This window comes from Chryseobacterium sp. JV558, assembly GCF_033712365.1.
In the GTDB taxonomy this organism is placed as follows: Bacteria; Bacteroidota; Bacteroidia; order Flavobacteriales; family Weeksellaceae; genus Chryseobacterium.
The window spans coordinates 506683-523742 of record NZ_WJHU01000004.1 but is presented as its reverse complement, the minus strand read 5'-3'; the positions used below and the strand labels follow the sequence as shown (position 1 = coordinate 523742).

The following is a 17060-nucleotide window of genomic DNA, read 5'->3' as shown; positions in this document are numbered from 1 at the left end:
GAATTATCATAAATCAATGTCAGTTTATTGGTAAATACATTAAATTTGATAGAATTAATCAAGACTTATGAAGCTAATTCAACTGGCAGAAGAACTCAATGTTTCTGCAGAAGCCATAAAACAGTTTATACAGGATTTCGATCTGGAATTGGTAGAATGCATCAGTACCAATTTTGAAGTAAAAGAAGATTTTGAAAAATTTGCCCGGGAAAATATAGATTTTCTAAGGTTATATGAAAAAGACCTGGATAAAAATAAAACCCTTGAACAGATTGCCGAGGTCATCAATCAGCCTAAAGAAAAGGTTGAAAAAGTGATTAAAGATAACAACCTTAATATTTTTGATAACGGTTTTTTCAAATCCTCGATATCAAGCTATGGAATTGATAACAAATTGGGTGGAAACTACCAGTTTGTCTATGATTATTTCGGACACAAAACCAGTCTGCAGCAAAGGGACTTTATAGGATACAGAGATGTGTTCTTTTATACATCTACCGTGCTGGAGCCATTCCTGAATCCGCAGCAGATCAAAGACTGGGGAATCAACAAACCTGCAGGAATAGTACTCTATGGTCCTCCGGGAAGTGGTAAGATATTTTGGGCCAATAAGATTGCTGAAATCATTGGCTACCAGTTCAAAGAAGTCAAAAAACACTATTTGGGAACTTCATTGATTGACGGCAATGAAATCAATTTCAGTGATTTTCTGCTGAGCATGATGAAAGAAAATAAAATGCTCCTTTTCCTGGATGATTTTGATGAAATTATGATGCAGCGAAAAGCTGAAACCGATATTGCATCATGCAACCTGGAAGCTCAGGAACTTATTCTTCATTATATAGGAAAATTTGAAAAAGAAGGCGTTTTGATGGTGGGTTCTGCCAATTCTGTTTCAGAAATAGATGAAGAAATCCTTGCTCCGGGAAGATTTGATGTAATGATTCCTATCTTTCCACCCAACGCTTCAGAACGTTCGGAGATCATTTTATATGCAATGACAAGAGGTCTTGAAGAAGATTCTTTACTGTATAAAATACTTAAAAACAACAAAGCAGATAAAATCCCTTTCTGGCATGAATCCTCTGCAAAAATGAAGGCTTTCAGCAATACAATGCTGATCGATTTTACCCAAAGCTTAAAGAAAAGAATCAAAAACCTGTACCAAAAAACCAGAAATGAAAAACTGAAAATTGATCAGAACCTTTTAAACAGAGCTTTAAGAGATGCTGCTTCTAAGCTTACCGAAGAATATCTTGATCAGGTAGCCCGATTCCTGGCTGATGCTATTATCAACAATTTTGATGATTTTCAGTTTAGAATTCAGGCCCTAAAAAGTGAATTGGAAACCTACAGAATTGTTGAAGAACCAAGAAGAGCTATTGGATTTTCACATAATGATGAGGAGAAAGATAAGGGATAAGAAGGTTTAAAGTTCAAGGTTTAATGTTTAAACTTTTACTATCTGTCTTTTATCAGATCTGTATCCTTCATTAATACATTTTTACAAAAAAATACTCATGAACAGCATCTGGGAACTGGACACTTTCTACAGAAAAAGAGAGGTTATCATTATTGGTGCCGGATTTTCCGGGCTCTGGACTGCCATATCCATTAAAGAAAAATATCCTGAAAAATCTGTTCTCATTATTGAGCGGAATGCTATTCCATTAGGTGCTTCAACGAGAAATGCAGGATTTGCCTGTTTTGGTAGCCTTACAGAAGTGATTGCCGATTCGCAGAAGATGGGCTGGGAGAAAACTTTAGATCTTGTTAGAATGAGGTTTGATGGTCTTCAGAAGATCAAACAGTATTTTAAAAGTGATGAAATTGACTTTGAACTCAATGGAGGCTACGAAATTTTAAATAATGAAGAACCTTTGCTTCATATCAATGAGATCAATGAAAAGTTAAGACCTATTACCGGATTTGAAGAAACCTACTCTTTGAAACAGGATAAAATAAAGGAATTCGGATTGGAGAAATCTCGGTTTCTGATTGAAAATCCATGTGAAGGAAGCCTGCATTCAGGGAAACTGTTGCAAAAACTGCTGGAGAAATGCTATGAATTGAAAGTTGAATTTTTATTCGGAACAGAGGTCAAGAATATTGAAGAAACTATCAATAATGTTGAGGTTTGTCTTTCTGATGATCTTTCTGTAAAAGCAGATAAAATAATCTATTGTACCAATGCATTTACGTCCAGATTTCTGGAAAATGAAAATATCATTCCTGCCCGTGGACAGATTCTTCTGACAGAACCCATAGAAGGATTGAAGCTGAAAGGAACTTTTCACTATGATGAGGGGTATTATTATTTTAGAAATGTCGGAAATCAAGTGTTACTGGGTGGCGGAAGAAATCAGGATTTTAAAACAGAAGAAACAACGGCTTTTGAAACGACAGAATTTCTGCAACATCATTTGGAAAACTTTTTAAAAGAAGTCATACTTCCGCATAAAGACTTTAAAATAGCACTCCGTTGGTCAGGAATCATGGCCATGGGTGATGAAAAATCACCTATTGTAAAACAACTTTCAGGAAGACAGTTTTGTGCTGTAAGACTTTCAGGAATGGGAGTGGCACTGGCTCCGAAGATGGGTGAAATGGTAGCAGAAATGATTTGATAAATGATAAAAATAAATTGAGATTTTAATTCAGGATTTCACTAATACACTGGAATAAAATAGTATGAATAGTTATAAATATACAACATGGTTCTCTATATTAATAATTCCTCTTGGATTTCTTGTAATCCTTTTGGGAGGTGGAGGTCATGGAACTTATTTTCCTTTATTAGTTATCTTTCCGTCTAGTTTACTGGGAACTTTTTTTAATGAAGAAATACCTCTATTTATAGGAATAATACAATTACCTATTTATGGTTTTTTAATGGATAGATTTGGAACAAAAATAGCCCTTCCAGTTATTATTGCAATACATGTTATATGTATTTTCACTGTTTTTATGTTGAAAAGAGACTACTTTTTTAGTTAATTATCTTCCCACTAGTTAGAACCCACAACTCAAATCCCGAAACTCGTACCCGAAAACTCAAAACTCAAACCTCTCCACTCTAAAAGAATTCCCTATTTTTGCAAAAAGAAACATTCGTGATTAACAACGACCATATAAAAGAAGTTCAATCCAGAATTGAAGACTTACACAGATACCTTCAGATTGAAAAAAAGAAAATAGAAATAGCCAATGATGACGAAAAAACAGCAGCTCCTGAATTTTGGGACAACCCGAAAACTGCTGAAGCATTCTTAAAACAACTTCGTTCCAAGAAAAAATGGGTGGAGGGCTATGACGAAATTCAGACACAATTTGAAGATTTGCAGGTTTTACTTGAGTTTGCTAAAGAAGATCCGGATTCTGAAAAAGAACTGGATGAGACTTTCCCTCAATTGGTTGAAAAAATTGAGGATCTTGAGTTCAAAAACATGCTTTCCAATGAGGGAGATGAGCTTTCTGCTGTTCTTCAGATCACTGCAGGAGCAGGAGGTACAGAAAGTTGCGACTGGGCAGCTATGCTGATGAGAATGTACACGATGTGGGCAGAAAAACAAGGATATAAAATCCGTGAATTAAACTTCCAGGAAGGAGAAGTTGCAGGAGTGAAGACTGTTACCCTGGAAATAGAAGGAGAATTTGCTTTTGGATATTTAAGAGGTGAAAATGGAGTGCACCGTTTAGTAAGAATTTCGCCTTTCGACAGTAACGCGAAACGTCATACAAGTTTCGTTTCCGTATACGTTTATCCTTTAGTAGATGATACGATCGAAATTAATATTAACCCTGCTGATATATCCTTTGAAACGATGAGGTCTTCCGGAGCAGGAGGACAGAACGTAAACAAGGTAGAAACAGCTGTACGTCTTCGTCACGCACCAACCGGAATTATCATTGAAAACTCAGAATCCCGTTCCCAGCTTCAGAATAAAGAAAAAGCCATGCAGCTCCTTCGTTCAAGATTATATGAAATGGAACTGGAAGAGCGTTTGAAGGCAAGAAACGAGATAGAAGCCAACAAAATGAAGATCGAGTGGGGTAGCCAGATCCGAAATTACGTGATGCACCCTTACAAATTGGTAAAAGATGTACGTTCAGGTCATGAAACTTCAGATGTGGACGCGGTAATGAATGGGAATCTTACCCCATTCTTAAAAGCATTCTTAATGGCCGATGGGACGGCAGTTTCTGATGATGATCTCGACTTATAAAAATCATGTTTGAATTTTAGTTAAAATCTTATAATTAATTTTTGTTTCAGACATTTTAGACTTATTTTTGTTGTTCATCAATATTTATGGAAGATTTCAATAGCTGGAAGGATTTATTAAACCCGGAATTTTATATTAAAATGGGAGGGTTTTGGCTTATTTTGTTTATTGTATTTGCTGAAACAGGGCTTTTTGTAGGGTTTTTCCTGCCAGGAGATTCACTTCTGTTCGTTTCAGGAATTTATGCCGTTGAAATCATCAAAGAGACTTTTGGCTCTACAGGGAGCGATTTCTTAGATACTACATTATTAGCTTCGGGAGTAGCTCTTGCCGCTATCATTGGAAATGAAGTAGGATATTACTTTGGAAGAAAAGCAGGACCTGCATTATATAAAAGACCAGATTCAATGCTTTTCAAGAAAAAATACCTTTATCAGGCTCATGATTTCTTTGAAAAACACGGTGCATTAGCTATTATTATGGCTAGATTCTTACCTGTGGTGAGAACCTTTACTCCCATTGTAGCTGGAATTGTGAAGATGGATAAAAAGGAATTCTTAAGAGATAATATTATTGGTGCCGTGCTATGGTCATTCATTTTGATCTTTGCCGGACATTATCTGGATAAACTGTTTATGGAGCAGTTTGGAATCAACTTAAAAGAAAAACTGGAATATATCATTATTGTGATTGTTTTGGTGACAACTCTTCCTGTAATTTTCAAGTTTGTATTCGGGAAAAAAGAAGATCTTTCCAAATATGAAGATCAGGACTTTGAATAAGAATTAATTCAATCAAAAATATACAGCCGTCTCAGAAATGAGGCGGCTTTTTATGTACCTAGTAATGTTTTTTTAACACGCAAAGCTCGCAAGGTTATTATTATGATCCGTTACTTTTCGTTCGCAGAGGCGCTTCCACTTAGCTAAGTAATTTGCCTCGCTGAACGAAGTGTCTTTGCGATCGATAGAATATAAGCTTTAAAATTTCTTTGCCAACGTAGCATTTTTTAAATACATCTACCAGACAAAATTTTTTTATGCTGGATACTTAAAAGATTCTTATGAACGAATTGTTTAAAATAGTAGTTTAATTATTTATTGCATTAAATAATAGCTATTTTTTAATCCATTCCAGAATGTTGGGATAGATGATACTGTCTCTCTTTCTTTTACTGAAGAACCTTGGTGCATGACCTGCTCCTTTCATGAAGATAAATTTGTGGGGAACATTCATCCGGGTAAGCGCTGAATCCATGGCAATTCCCTGATGCTGGTTGACCAGAAAATCATTATTCCCCTGAAACAGTAAGGTAGGAACATTGGTAATATTCGCAATAGGACTGGCTTCCTTAAAGGCTTCAGAAACATTTTTCCTTTCAAATTTACTGCCTACTACCTTCTGAAAAGTGGGAGAAGTATATTTGGAATAAAAAGAGTTAAGATACTCAGAACTGTAAAAATCTGTAGGTCCGCTGAGAGAAATAATCTTTTTAATCTGATCAGAATGCTGATATCCGTAAAGTAACGCCAGATGTCCGCCGGCACTTTCTCCCAGAAGAATATAATTGTTGGGCTGAAGTTCTGCTTTGTCGGTTAAAGAATTGAATTTTTCAACTACCAGACCAATATCCTCAAGCTGCTCTTTATAAGTGATTTTTTTCTTGGCAGAAACCAATCGGTAATTCATACTGATACTCGGAATCTTGTTTTCAAAAAGCATTTTCTGAACCTGTATCATGTGCTCCTTTTTACCTAAAGTCCAGGCTCCGCCATGAATGATAAGAACTACAGGAGAATCTTCAGCATAATCTTTCGGAAGAAAGACATCCATTTTCTGTCTTTTATGCTCACCGTATTTCAAATTATAAATTTTCTGCTGGCCTCCGGGACCCACCCAGACTCTGAATTTCGTATTGCAGGACTGCAGGACGAAACCAATGCATCCCATAACGAAAAAATGATACCTGAGAATGAGCCTTTTCATTAATTAAATTTACAAAAAAATAGATGTATTATCCATGATCATTATTAAAATACTTAAAGCCTTTCAGCGGTTTTTGATGAAAGTCCTTTTTTGATCATAACAGCATCTTTTTCTCCCTTTTTGAAAATGAAAGAAATTTCGCTGTCATCATCCTGCAGGAAAAATTCATTCTCTTTTTCAGCCAGCATTCTCACTTTTGGGTTAGTATTGCTCTGAATAAAGAGCTGGCCATTTTCGTACAGAATATGAATAACACTGTCGTCCGCAAGTTTATAGTCACCCGTATATTTTTTAAGTAAATCAGTACTTAAGGTAATTTCTTTTTTAGGTTGTGGAAGAGTATAGGTTTGGTCTAAAAGGGCTGCTAGAATAGTATTTCCAGCTTTTTCTAGTTTTTTACTCGTGATATTATTGAGAAGAATAATACTGAGATCCTCGTCAGGAAGCATAGCAAAATAGCTTGTAGAACCTTCTATATTTCCTCCATGGTTGATGAGTTTTCTTCCATACAGATCATCAATAAACCATCCGTAACCATAGCCGCTCAAATAAGGTGTTGCAGCTTTTTTAAATGTTTCTTTGGATACAATTTTATAATCTCTTAACCCTTTGTAATACTTGTAAAGATCTTCAGCCGTACTGTAGATCTGTCCTGCAGGGCCTGTCAATGTTGAATTCCAGACTTCTGTTTTTTCCTGTTTTGTTTTTGAAATATATGAATAGGGAACTGTTTTATATGGGCTTTTCAGAGCCAGGTAGTTAAATCCGGTGTGAGTCATCTTCAAAGGATTTAAGATGTTTTTTCTTATCGCATCTTCATAAGAAAGGCCTGTTATTTTTTCAATAATAATTCCTAGCAAAATATATCCCGAATTGGTATATGAGAATTGAGTACCCGGTTCAAAAGCCAGAGGTTCGTTTTTAAAATAAGAAAGCTCTTTATCTTTAGTAATACTTTTTCCAGTGTGAAGCAGGCTGAAATATTCCTTGTTTTGTAATACTTCGTAGATGCCTGAACTGTGGGTAAGAAGATGCTCAATAGTAATTTCATTTCCTCTCGGATAATCGGGAATAAACTTTGAGATAGGATCATGTACAGAAAGTTTTCCCTCTTCACTTAGCTTCATAATCATTAGTGCTGTGAAAGATTTGGTCAAAGAGGCGATCTGATAGATACTTTTGTCCTGGTTCGGTATCTTTTTTTCAGCATTTTGCCAGCCGTAAGACTTTTCAAAAATGATTTTATTTTGATAATGAATTAAGGCAGTTCCATTAAATTTATTAATAGCTGCATAGGCTCTTATGATGCTGTCTATTTCCTGTTTTTTCTTTTCCTGATCAATAGTGCTGATCTTTGTTTCAGTCTGTGCTTTTAGAGGTGAACAGAATATACTGAACATAAAAAGAGAACATAGTAAGATTAAAATAGAAGATTGACGTCGCATAGTATCAGATTTTAAAAACGGTTAAAAGTAAGGAGATTTTTGTTATGCCAGTAGTATATAATGTATTACCTGTAAGGGTTTGAATACTCAGCTGGTAATCACTTCAGGATTTATCTGAAGAATTGGGTAGAAAATTATAGGTCTTCAGCATATCTTTTCAGAGAGTTATTATACCTGGGAAGATGTTGGGAAATGGCTTTTAGGGTTAATGATAATGCTTCTTTGTATTCTCCTGCTGAAGAAAGGGAAAGGGCGAGAAAAGAATCAACAGCATCATTCAGTTCATCAGAATAATTTGCTTTTTCTTCTCTTAAAATAAGGATGCTTTCTTCCAGTTTTCCATTATTTCTTAAGGTACTTGCCAGCTGGATTCTTGCCCTTCTTCTTCGTAAACCTATGAGTCCCTGATCTAATGCAGATCTGTAGAGTGGTTCTGCTTCTTTTTCATGTCCCGTTGAATCAAAAGCACAGGCTTTTTCAAAATCAGCAATAGCCTGGGAATCCGTTAATAATTCTGCATGATTTTTAATTTGGTGAATAAACTCTTCATTGCTTATTGTTCCGAGTTTTAGCCATATACCCTGTAATTGGGTTTCCCAGTTTTCATCCATTGAATAGATTTTAAACAAAGATATAAAATATTGAAAACGAAGAGTTGCTTTATCGTTCTCATAATTTTCAAAATTATTGTCAGATTATCAATCCAAAAACGGAATTAAATATTTATTTTTGCTGAACTTAACAAAGATTAAAAAATTATTAAAATATGGCATCAGGCTTTTTTGCAATTTTAGATGATATTGCAGCATTGATGGATGATGTAGCAGTTACCAGTAAGATTGCTACCCAAAAGACAGCAGGAATTTTAGGAGATGACCTGGCTGTAAATGCAGAAAAAGCCACTGGCTTTCTTTCTTCAAGGGAAATTCCGGTTTTATGGGCAATTACAAAAGGTTCTTTTATCAACAAACTGATCATTTTGCCTGTCGTTTTTTTACTCAATTGGTTGTATGCTCCGGCTATTAATTATGTATTGATCCTTGGAGGATTCTATCTGGCTTTTGAAGGAGTTGAAAAAGTAATAGAATTTCTTTTTCACCGTGACAAAAAAGGTCATGAAGTTATAGAGGAAATTGTAGAAGACGAAAAAAGCTCTGAAGAAATAGAAAAACAGAAAGTAAAATCGGCAATTACAACGGATTTTATTTTATCAATCGAGATTGTTATTATTGCTTTAGGAACCGTATTGGAAGAAAGCCATCCTTTCATTACACAGATTTTAGTGACAAGCTTGGTTGCATTTATCGCTACTGTTGGAGTGTATGGAATTGTAGCTTTGATCGTAAGAATGGATGATGCAGGGTTTAAACTCATAAAAAAAAGTAATGATAAAGGTTTTTTCGGGAAGCTTGGGCATGTATTAGTGAAGGCTTTACCTATTGTTATTAAAATATTAGGAGTTGTAGGAACAATTGCTTTAATAATGGTTGCTGGTGGAATTTTTCTACATAGAATAGAATTTTTTCATGGTATACTTCCAACTTGGCCAGATGTTTTAAAAGAGCTTACTCTTGGAGTTGTTGGCGGATTGGCAGCGGTTGCCGTATTTACGTTAGGAAAAGGAATCTATTCTTTAGCGACAAAAAAATAAAACAGAATTAGAATTAAATAATCAAAAAATCCTGTATTCGAAAGAATGCAGGATTTTTTATGATCTGGTTCAAGATTTTAACCTTGAATTTAAAACTTTGAACTTTAAACAAAAAAGAGACTTATTATAAGTCTCTTTTTTTATATTAATTGAATAAATCTTTTACTTTATCAAAAAAAGTTTTTTCCTTTCCGGATGGTTCTGCAACCATTTCTCCGCTGGACATCTGCTTTTCAAAGAAATCTTTCTGTTCCTTAGTAAGCTTTTGCGGCGTCCATACATTGATGTGGATGAACATATCTCCTTTTCCGTAACTGTCGATGCTTGGAAGTCCTTTTCCTGCCAATCTTAAGATCTTTCCGGATTGAGTTCCCGGATCAACGGTAATTTTTACTTTTCCACCTACAGTAGGAATTTCTTTTTTAGTTCCTAAAGCTGCTTCAGCAAAAGAAACATACAATTCCTGGTGAAGATTATCGCCTTCTCTCTTGATCGTCTGATCTACTTCCTCTTCAATGATCACCAATAAATCTCCTGGAATTCCACCAAATGGTGCATCATTTCCTTTTCCTCTTACATTAAGCTGAATACCGTCTCTTGCTCCTGCCGGAATGTTGATCGTGATTTCTTCTTCATCTTTGATAAGACCTTGTGCATTGGCTCCTGCAGGAATCTTGTCAGCAACTTTTCCAATTCCCTGGCAAGTACTACAAGTTGTTTGAGTCTGCATTTGACCGAACATGGTATTCATTACTTTAAGCTGAACACCGGAACCGTTACAGGTAGGACATGTTTTTGAAGTGGCACCTTCTGCCATCTTCATTTTTTTAACTTTAATGGTTTTCTGAGTACCGTTTACCATTTCCTCAAGATTCAGCTTGATTCTGATTCTTAAATTAGAACCTTTTACCTGCTGACGACCACCGCCGCCACCGCCGAATCCTCCAAAACCACCACCGAAAATATCTCCAAACTGGCTGAAGATATCTTCCATGTTCATTCCGCCTCCGAAGCCTCCGCCTCCAAAACCGCCGTTTCCACCTACTCCGGCATGACCAAACTGATCATATCTTGCACGTTTCTGATCGTCGCTCAGCACTTCATAAGCTTCAGCTGCTTCTTTAAACTTTTCTTCAGCCTCTTTATCACCAGGATTTTTATCCGGGTGAAATTTGATGGCCATTTTACGGTATGCTTTTTTTATTTCGTCGGCTGATGCAGATTTGCTGATCTCAAGAACCTCGTAATAATCTCTTTTTGACATGACAATTTTATAATTGATTGTTGATAAATGATAAAAGATATTTTAAAGCTAATAAGTGAAATATTCATCCATTATCACTCATCATTTATCATTATTAATTTTAATTTCCTGTTACTACTTTTGCAAAACGGATTACTTTATCACCTAAAGTATATCCTGTTTCAATAACGTCTACGATTTTTCCTTTCAAATCTTCCGATGGAGCAGGGATCTGAGTAATCGCTTCATGGAAATCAACATTAAAGCTGTCACCAGCTCTTACTTCCATTGTTTGTAGGCCTTTTTCGGTAAGTTTATTTTTGAATTTCTGATAGATCAGTTCCACACCCTGAAGGTCAGCCGGATTTCCGTTTTTAGCGATTTCCTTTAATGCTCTTTCGAAATCATCTAAAACCCCTAACATTGAAACCATCATCTCCTGGTTGGCATACTGGAAGAATTCCATCTTCTCTTTGCTCGTTCTTTTTTTATAGTTTTCGAACTCAGCATACAATCTGATGTAACGGTCTTTTTCTTCTGCCAAAAGTTCTTCTGGAGAAGGAGCTGCTGTCACATTGTCCTGAGATGTTGCGTCATTCTGAACATTGTTTTCTTCCTGATTATTGATGCTTTCTTCGTTAATATCCTGGTTTTCCATAATTCAATATTTATTTACTGATTGTTTGACAAAGAGCCTGCCAAATCTGAAATCAGGACATTAAGGCAGAAAAATGAGTGGTGGTGAATAGTGAATAAATCAATTCGATTTGCTTGTAAATTTGCTCATTAATAATTGACTTTGCAAAACAAAAATTGACTATTGAACATTCATTTAATAATGTCTAATAGTCAATTTAAAAACTATAGTTGTATTTTTTTATTCTCCCGTAAACGTTTGATACAAAAGATATAGGTTTAAAACAATGATAATAATGGAAATTGCCCATACACAGATTTTAAGAAACGGTTTATTGACAAATTCACCCATTTTGGCTTTATCATTAGTAAACATAACCAGTGGGACAACCGCAAAACTCAGTTGCATGGATAGAATCACCTGACTTAAAACCAATAATTCGGTCGTTCCCTGTTCGCCGTAAAGGATAGCGACAATAAGAGCTGGAATTACAGCAATAAGTCTTGTAATGAGTCTTCGAAGCCATGGTTTTAATTTGATATTCAAGAATCCTTCCATTACAATCTGTCCTGCAAGTGTACCGGTCAAAGTTGAGTTTTGTCCGGATGCCAATAAAGCAATAGCAAACGCAATACTTGCCATTGAAGCACCTAGAATAGGGGTCAACATTTTATAGGCATCATGAATATCTGCAACATGTTCGTTCCCTGTTGTATGGAATGTGGCAGCTGCCAGAATAAGTATTGCAGCATTGATGAAGAAGGCTAGCATCAATGAAACCGTACTGTCTAAAGTAGCAAATTTAATTGCCTCTTTTTTCCCTTCAGTATCTCGGGTGTAATCTCTTGTCTGTACGATACTGCTGTGCAGATACAGGTTGTGGGGCATGACTGTAGCTCCTAAAATCCCAATAGCAATATAAAGCATGGCAGGATTTGTAATGATTTCTTTTTGAGGTACCAATCCTCCCAAAATTTCGTTGAACGCAGGTTGGGAGATCACAATTTCATAAATGAAACAGGCCAGGATAATGAATATAAGACCTCCTACAATACTTTCAATCCATCGGAAACCTTTGGCTTGAAGTAAGAGGATAATTAAAACATCCACTGTGGTAATGACAATTCCCCAGGTTAGCGGAATATGAAATAATAGATTTAATGCAATCGCAGATCCAATGACCTCGGCGAGATCACAGGCGGCAATGGCTATTTCACAGAATACCCAAAGAATAAAATTGGTAGTAGGGCTGAAGTGATCTCTGCAGGCCTGTGCAAGATCTCTTTCTGCAACAACTCCGAGTTTTACGGATAAATGCTGCAGAACCATTGCAAAAATATTAGAAATTAGAATGACCGATAATAGAGTATACCCAAACTGTGCTCCTCCGGCGATATCCGTAGCCCAGTTTCCCGGATCCATATATCCTACCGCAATCATCAGTCCCGGTCCGGCAAATGCAAGATACTTTCTCCAGAAATTTGCATTTTTAGGAACTTTGATAGATGAATAAACCTCTGATAAGGAATGAGATGTTTTATCTTTTCGCCAAGCGCTTTTTATATTGAAATTCATAAATGTTAGAAATGACTAACAAATTTAATTAAATAAATGTAAACAGGAGACATCATGGTAAAAAAAATCCCGGAAATTACTTTCCAGGATCTAATTTTTATTGAATCTAAAGATTATTTTGCGAATCTTACAGACATTTTTCTGTCAGCAGCTCTTTCTGCGTCAGAAGCTTTTGCATCTACTTTAGCAAATTTGCTTCCATAACCTTCTGCTTCCAGAACCTGAGCTCCAACTCCAGCTTTTGCTAGAGCAGCTTTGATAAATTCAGCTCTGGCTTTTGATAATTTTACATTAGAAGCTTCATTTCCTGTTTTATCAGTGTAACCACCGATTTTAATTTTTGCATCAGGGAACGCTTTAAGGATAGCTACCAGGTTATCCAATTGTCCTTGTGAACCTGCTTCTAACTCAGTAGAACTTCCCATCTTGAAATTAACATGGTCAAAATCGTACCACTTATCTTTCAATGCGGAATCATCAGCTGCATTTTTGTAAGCTCCGGATTTTAGGAATGTAATCATCTGATCTTCCATACCGCCTTTATAACCTTTCAACATCACTCCGTTAAGATCAATGTTTTCATCGGTTTTAGCTGTAGCCGGAACAGGTGTTGCAGTTCCTGTTGTAGCAGTATCCGCAGTAGAACTTGTTGTTGCGGAATCAGACGTAGCCGTAGTTGTGGTAGTGGTCTGCTTTTTCTCGCACTGTTTCCACAAGAAATATCCGGCTGCCAGTAACAGTAAAAGCGGAAGCAACCATTTCCATATGGAGCCTCCGCCTTGATTATTGTTGTTATTATCGTTAAATTGTTCTCTTATTTCTCTTGCTCCTTCCGAAACATTTTCTCTTGCCGTGGCTACACCTTCTGCGATGTTATCCTTAGCAGTAGAAGTTACCGAAGAAACAGTTTCCTTAGCCTGACCAAACCAATTTTCAGCTCCTAATCCAAAGGAAGCCAAAGAAAGACCTGCCGGCAATAAAGAAGAAATAATGCCTTTCTGATCGTTCAGTAAGCTGGAAATACCTGAAGCACCCAAATTATTGTCTGCTGCATATTTTCCTACTGTGCCTACTGTAGCTCCAGTCACCAGGTTTAACAAAGAACCTGCAGAGGTATTGCTTATTCCTGAAAAACTGGCAATGGAATTAACTAATCCACTTACTTTATCTCCAAAAATTGAAGACAACAAGGTAGAGATAATAGGATTGCTAGACGATCCGCCTAATAAATTTCCTAAAATTCCACTTGAAGAGGCTTGTGTAATAGCATCCACAACGCCAGGCTTATCTGCACTATTGGCCAATCCACCCACTACAGCAGGTAATAATCCACCAATTGCTTTAGAAATACCGGATTCACTTTCTCCAAACTGCGATGCAGCCTGTGAAACTAAAGCGGGACCTAATTGTCCTTTAATTAAATCAATGACATTTAAAGACATAATAATAAATTTTTTTGATTAATGTTGAGATAAATTTAAACAAAAATCCGTCCAAATGTCATTTTTTTTTGAATATTTCTTTAAAAATTAACGATTTTTTTTAAAATCATTAAAATTATTAATAAGCTTTTGCGAATAATACACGTCTCGCAGATGGTTTACCAGAAACCAATGAAATTCCTTCTTCTACATCATCATCTAAAGGAATACATCTGATCGTAGCCTTCGTTTCTTCCTTGATCTGTTCTTCTTCTTCAGCTGTACCATCCCAGTGTGCATAGATGAAACCACCTTTTTCTTCCAGGACTTTTTTGAATTCTTCGTAAGTATCCACTTTCGTAAAGTTATCTTTTCTGAATTCGAAAGCTTTGTTGTAAAGATCCTGCTGAATTGTTTTCAATAACTCTTCAATATAAGTATCCAAACCGTCAATAGAACGAACTTCTTTTGTCAGATTATCTCTTCTTGCAATTTCCACTGATTTGTTTTCCAGATCTCTTGGTCCCATTGCGATTCTTACAGGAACTCCTTTCAATTCATATTCTGCAAATTTCCAGCCCGGTTTGTTCTGAGTGTCATTATCAAACTTCACAGAAATACCTTTTGCCTTCAGTTTAGCCTGAATATCCAATGCTACTTCACTGATTTGCTCTAACTGCTCTTCACCTTTAAAGATTGGAACAATCACCACTTGAATTGGTGCCAGAGTAGGAGGCAGTACCAATCCGAAATCATCAGAATGTGTCATAATCAAAGCTCCCATCAAACGTGTTGATGTTCCCCATGATGTAGCCCATGCATGTTCTATTTTCCCTTCTTTGTTGGTGAATTTTACGTCAAATGCTTTTGCGAAATTCTGACCTAAGAAGTGAGATGTTCCTGCCTGTAAAGCTTTTCCATCCTGCATTAATGCTTCGATACAATATGTTTCATCTGCTCCTGCAAATCTTTCAGATGGCGTTTTTAATCCTTGAATTACTGGCATCGCCATAAAGTTTTCTGCAAAATCTGCATATACTTTATTCATTTTTTCTGCTTCTTCAACAGCTTCATCTTTTGTAGCGTGAGCAGTGTGCCCCTCCTGCCATAGGAATTCTGCAGTTCTTAAGAAAAGACGTGTTCTCATTTCCCAACGAACAACATTCGCCCATTGGTTGATCAATATTGGTAGGTCTCTATAAGACTGAATCCAGTTTTTGTATGTATTCCAGATAATAGCTTCTGAAGTAGGACGAACGATAAGTTCTTCTTCCAGTTTTGCATCCGGATCCACAATCAGTTTTGATGGATTGTTCGGATCGGTTTTTAATCTGTAGTGAGTAACAACAGCACATTCTTTTGCAAAACCTTCTGCATTCTTTTCCTCTGCCTCAAATAAGCTCTTGGGCACAAAAAGCGGGAAGTATGCGTTAACGTGACCTGTTTCTTTGAACTTTTTATCCATTTCATCACGCATTTTTTCCCAGATCGCATAGCCATACGGTTTGATCACCATACATCCACGCACGCCTGAGTTTTCAGCTAAATCAGCTTTTACAACCAGCTCATTATACCATTTGCTGTAATCTTCGCTTCTTGAGGTTAATTTTGCCATTATTTTTTAAAATTTTTTTAACTATTGTACATTATTGTTATCTAAAAATAAAAATCTATTTTTGATAGATTTTTTTACCAGTATTTTGGTACATTTTTGGTACAGATTGCAAATATAATTTAAATTAAAAATTTTTACGTTATCATGAAAAGAAATATACATAAAAATTTGCTTGGTCTGCTAAGATCCAAAGGGGTGTTGGCTATATCAGGCGGATTGTTACTTGTGTCTTGTGGTGCTCAGATGGGAGGGTATAGCGAGACAGATGGGGTGTATTACGACCCCAATAAGGATACGCTACCTGAAGGAGTTATCATTAATGATAGCGGAAACAGGGTAGGAGAATATTATGACTATTATCAGGATTCCAATGTCATTCAAAATGCACAGACGAATTCCAGAGAACAGCAAAACAGATATAATGACTGGAGCGGTACCAATACTAATTGGAACTCCAATGCTACAGATTCCGATTGGGGACTTTATTCAGGTTCTCAAACCAACTACTATGATAACTCATGGGGAAGCCCATACTGGGGATACGGTTATGGTGGATATAGCCCATATTGGGGCTGGGGCATGAACCGTGGCTGGGGCTGGGGTGCAAGTATGTCCTGGGGTTGGGGCGGATCATTCGGCTGGGGCTGGGGAGGCTCTTACGGATGGGGAAGTCCATACTGGGGATACGGTTATGGTGGATATTATGATCCATTCTGGGGCGGTTACGGAAACCCTTATTGGGGATACGGAGGCGGTTACTGGGGTGGTGGTTACTACAACAGACCTGTTTATAGAAGAAGCGGTGCCAGTGGTGGTGGATTCCAAAATACGGGTGTAGCCAACGCAGTATACAGAACCAATACAGCCAATTCAGGTTTCAGAAATAATAATGGAGGTTTCAGAAACGGAAATAACGGAGGTTTCAGAGATTCTAACTCAAATGGAGGCTTCAGAAATAGTAATGGAGGCTTTAGAAACACAGATAATGGCGGTTTCAGAAATTCCAACTCAAATGGTGGTTTCAGAAATACACAGTCCAATGGTGGATTCCGTAATACTGCACCACAGACAAGACCTAACTATAATTATCAGCAACCACAGCCTAGAAACAATAATAATGGAGGCTTCAGATCTAATGATTCAGGAGGTTTCAGATCTAGCGGCGGTTTCAATTCCGGTGGCGGCGGCTTCAGAGGTGGTTCTTCAGGCGGCGGTGGCGGAATGAGATCCGGCGGCGGAGGCAGAGGTGGCTTCAGATAAT

The 17060-nt window shown here is 36.8% G+C and carries 14 protein-coding genes; 6 read left to right on the top strand and 8 right to left on the bottom strand.

The features are described 5' to 3' along the window. Positions 1-67: 67 nt before the first annotated feature. The 4 genes from GFU89_RS16755 (at position 68) to GFU89_RS16740 (ending at position 5008) form a co-directional block, all read left to right on the top strand. A complete protein-coding gene (locus tag GFU89_RS16755) occupies positions 68-1423 on the top strand; it encodes an ATP-binding protein (RefSeq protein ID WP_318848220.1) in 1356 nt (451 codons plus the stop codon). Between the two features lie 97 nt (positions 1424-1520). Then, on the top strand, positions 1521-2627 hold the full coding sequence (locus GFU89_RS16750) for an FAD-binding oxidoreductase (protein ID WP_318848219.1): 1107 nt from the start codon (positions 1521-1523) through the stop codon (positions 2625-2627). A 486-nt stretch (positions 2628-3113) separates the two neighbouring features. After that, complete coding sequence (gene prfB / locus GFU89_RS16745) at positions 3114-4226, top strand: peptide chain release factor 2 (protein ID WP_318848317.1); 1113 nt, start codon at positions 3114-3116, stop codon at positions 4224-4226. Between the two features lie 86 nt (positions 4227-4312). Continuing rightward, a complete protein-coding gene (locus GFU89_RS16740) occupies positions 4313-5008 on the top strand; it encodes a DedA family protein (protein WP_309432818.1) in 696 nt (231 codons plus the stop codon). Between the two features lie 334 nt (positions 5009-5342). Here GFU89_RS16740 and GFU89_RS16735 read toward each other — a convergent pair whose 3' ends face one another. From GFU89_RS16735 to GFU89_RS16725, 3 genes are all read right to left on the bottom strand, one after another. Then, positions 5343-6212: an alpha/beta hydrolase gene (locus GFU89_RS16735; RefSeq protein WP_318848218.1), complete on the bottom strand. Its 870-nt coding sequence runs from the start codon at positions 6210-6212 to the stop codon at positions 5343-5345. A 53-nt stretch (positions 6213-6265) separates the two neighbouring features. Continuing rightward, positions 6266-7657, bottom strand: a complete 1392-nt coding sequence (locus GFU89_RS16730; RefSeq protein ID WP_318848217.1) for a serine hydrolase — start codon at positions 7655-7657, stop codon at positions 6266-6268. Between the two features lie 134 nt (positions 7658-7791). Beyond that, positions 7792-8268 (bottom strand): tetratricopeptide repeat protein, encoded by a 477-nt coding sequence (locus tag GFU89_RS16725; RefSeq protein WP_318848216.1) that lies wholly within the window; start codon positions 8266-8268, stop codon positions 7792-7794. A gap of 155 nt (positions 8269-8423) precedes the next feature. Between GFU89_RS16725 and GFU89_RS16720 the strand changes: the two genes are divergently transcribed. After that, positions 8424-9308, top strand: a complete 885-nt coding sequence (locus GFU89_RS16720) for a DUF808 domain-containing protein (RefSeq protein ID WP_318848215.1) — start codon at positions 8424-8426, stop codon at positions 9306-9308. A gap of 145 nt (positions 9309-9453) precedes the next feature. Here GFU89_RS16720 and dnaJ read toward each other — a convergent pair whose 3' ends face one another. The 5 genes from dnaJ to proS all read right to left on the bottom strand — a co-directional run bounded on the left by dnaJ (position 9454) and on the right by proS (position 15799). Continuing rightward, the gene (dnaJ, locus tag GFU89_RS16715) at positions 9454-10572 is read right to left on the bottom strand and encodes a molecular chaperone DnaJ (RefSeq protein ID WP_318848214.1); all 1119 of its coding nucleotides are present in this window, start codon (positions 10570-10572) and stop codon (positions 9454-9456) included. A 100-nt stretch (positions 10573-10672) separates the two neighbouring features. After that, positions 10673-11212, bottom strand: a complete 540-nt coding sequence (locus GFU89_RS16710) for a nucleotide exchange factor GrpE (RefSeq protein ID WP_374200551.1) — start codon at positions 11210-11212, stop codon at positions 10673-10675. A 216-nt stretch (positions 11213-11428) separates the two neighbouring features. Continuing rightward, positions 11429-12763: an Nramp family divalent metal transporter gene (locus tag GFU89_RS16705; RefSeq protein WP_318848213.1), complete on the bottom strand. Its 1335-nt coding sequence runs from the start codon at positions 12761-12763 to the stop codon at positions 11429-11431. A gap of 113 nt (positions 12764-12876) precedes the next feature. Further along, positions 12877-14205 (bottom strand): OmpA family protein, encoded by a 1329-nt coding sequence (locus tag GFU89_RS16700; RefSeq protein ID WP_318848212.1) that lies wholly within the window; start codon positions 14203-14205, stop codon positions 12877-12879. A 118-nt stretch (positions 14206-14323) separates the two neighbouring features. After that, a complete protein-coding gene (gene proS / locus GFU89_RS16695) occupies positions 14324-15799 on the bottom strand; it encodes a proline--tRNA ligase (protein WP_318848211.1) in 1476 nt (491 codons plus the stop codon). A gap of 144 nt (positions 15800-15943) precedes the next feature. On the opposite strand from proS, the gene GFU89_RS16690 reads away from it, so the two are divergent. After that, positions 15944-17059, top strand: a complete 1116-nt coding sequence (locus GFU89_RS16690) for a prolyl-tRNA synthetase (RefSeq protein WP_318848210.1) — start codon at positions 15944-15946, stop codon at positions 17057-17059. The last annotated feature ends 1 nt before the right edge of the window (position 17060 follow it).

Bases quoted from the DNA above. Each gene is read 5' to 3' on its own strand.
- GFU89_RS16755 (WP_318848220.1), top strand. From the start codon at position 68: ATGAAGCTAATTCAACTGGCAGAAGAACTCAATGTTTCTGCAGAAGCC.
- GFU89_RS16750 (WP_318848219.1), top strand. From the start codon at position 1,521: ATGAACAGCATCTGGGAACTGGACACTTTCTACAGAAAAAGAGAGGTT.
- GFU89_RS16740 (WP_309432818.1), top strand. From the start codon at position 4,313: ATGGAAGATTTCAATAGCTGGAAGGATTTATTAAACCCGGAATTTTAT.
- GFU89_RS16735 (WP_318848218.1), bottom strand. From the start codon at position 6,212: ATGAAAAGGCTCATTCTCAGGTATCATTTTTTCGTTATGGGATGCATT.
- GFU89_RS16730 (WP_318848217.1), bottom strand. From the start codon at position 7,657: ATGCGACGTCAATCTTCTATTTTAATCTTACTATGTTCTCTTTTTATG.
- GFU89_RS16725 (WP_318848216.1), bottom strand. From the start codon at position 8,268: ATGGATGAAAACTGGGAAACCCAATTACAGGGTATATGGCTAAAACTC.
- GFU89_RS16720 (WP_318848215.1), top strand. From the start codon at position 8,424: ATGGCATCAGGCTTTTTTGCAATTTTAGATGATATTGCAGCATTGATG.
- dnaJ (WP_318848214.1), bottom strand. From the start codon at position 10,572: ATGTCAAAAAGAGATTATTACGAGGTTCTTGAGATCAGCAAATCTGCA.
- GFU89_RS16705 (WP_318848213.1), bottom strand. From the start codon at position 12,763: ATGAATTTCAATATAAAAAGCGCTTGGCGAAAAGATAAAACATCTCAT.
- GFU89_RS16700 (WP_318848212.1), bottom strand. From the start codon at position 14,205: ATGTCTTTAAATGTCATTGATTTAATTAAAGGACAATTAGGTCCCGCT.
- proS (WP_318848211.1), bottom strand. From the start codon at position 15,799: ATGGCAAAATTAACCTCAAGAAGCGAAGATTACAGCAAATGGTATAAT.
- GFU89_RS16690 (WP_318848210.1), top strand. From the start codon at position 15,944: ATGAAAAGAAATATACATAAAAATTTGCTTGGTCTGCTAAGATCCAAA.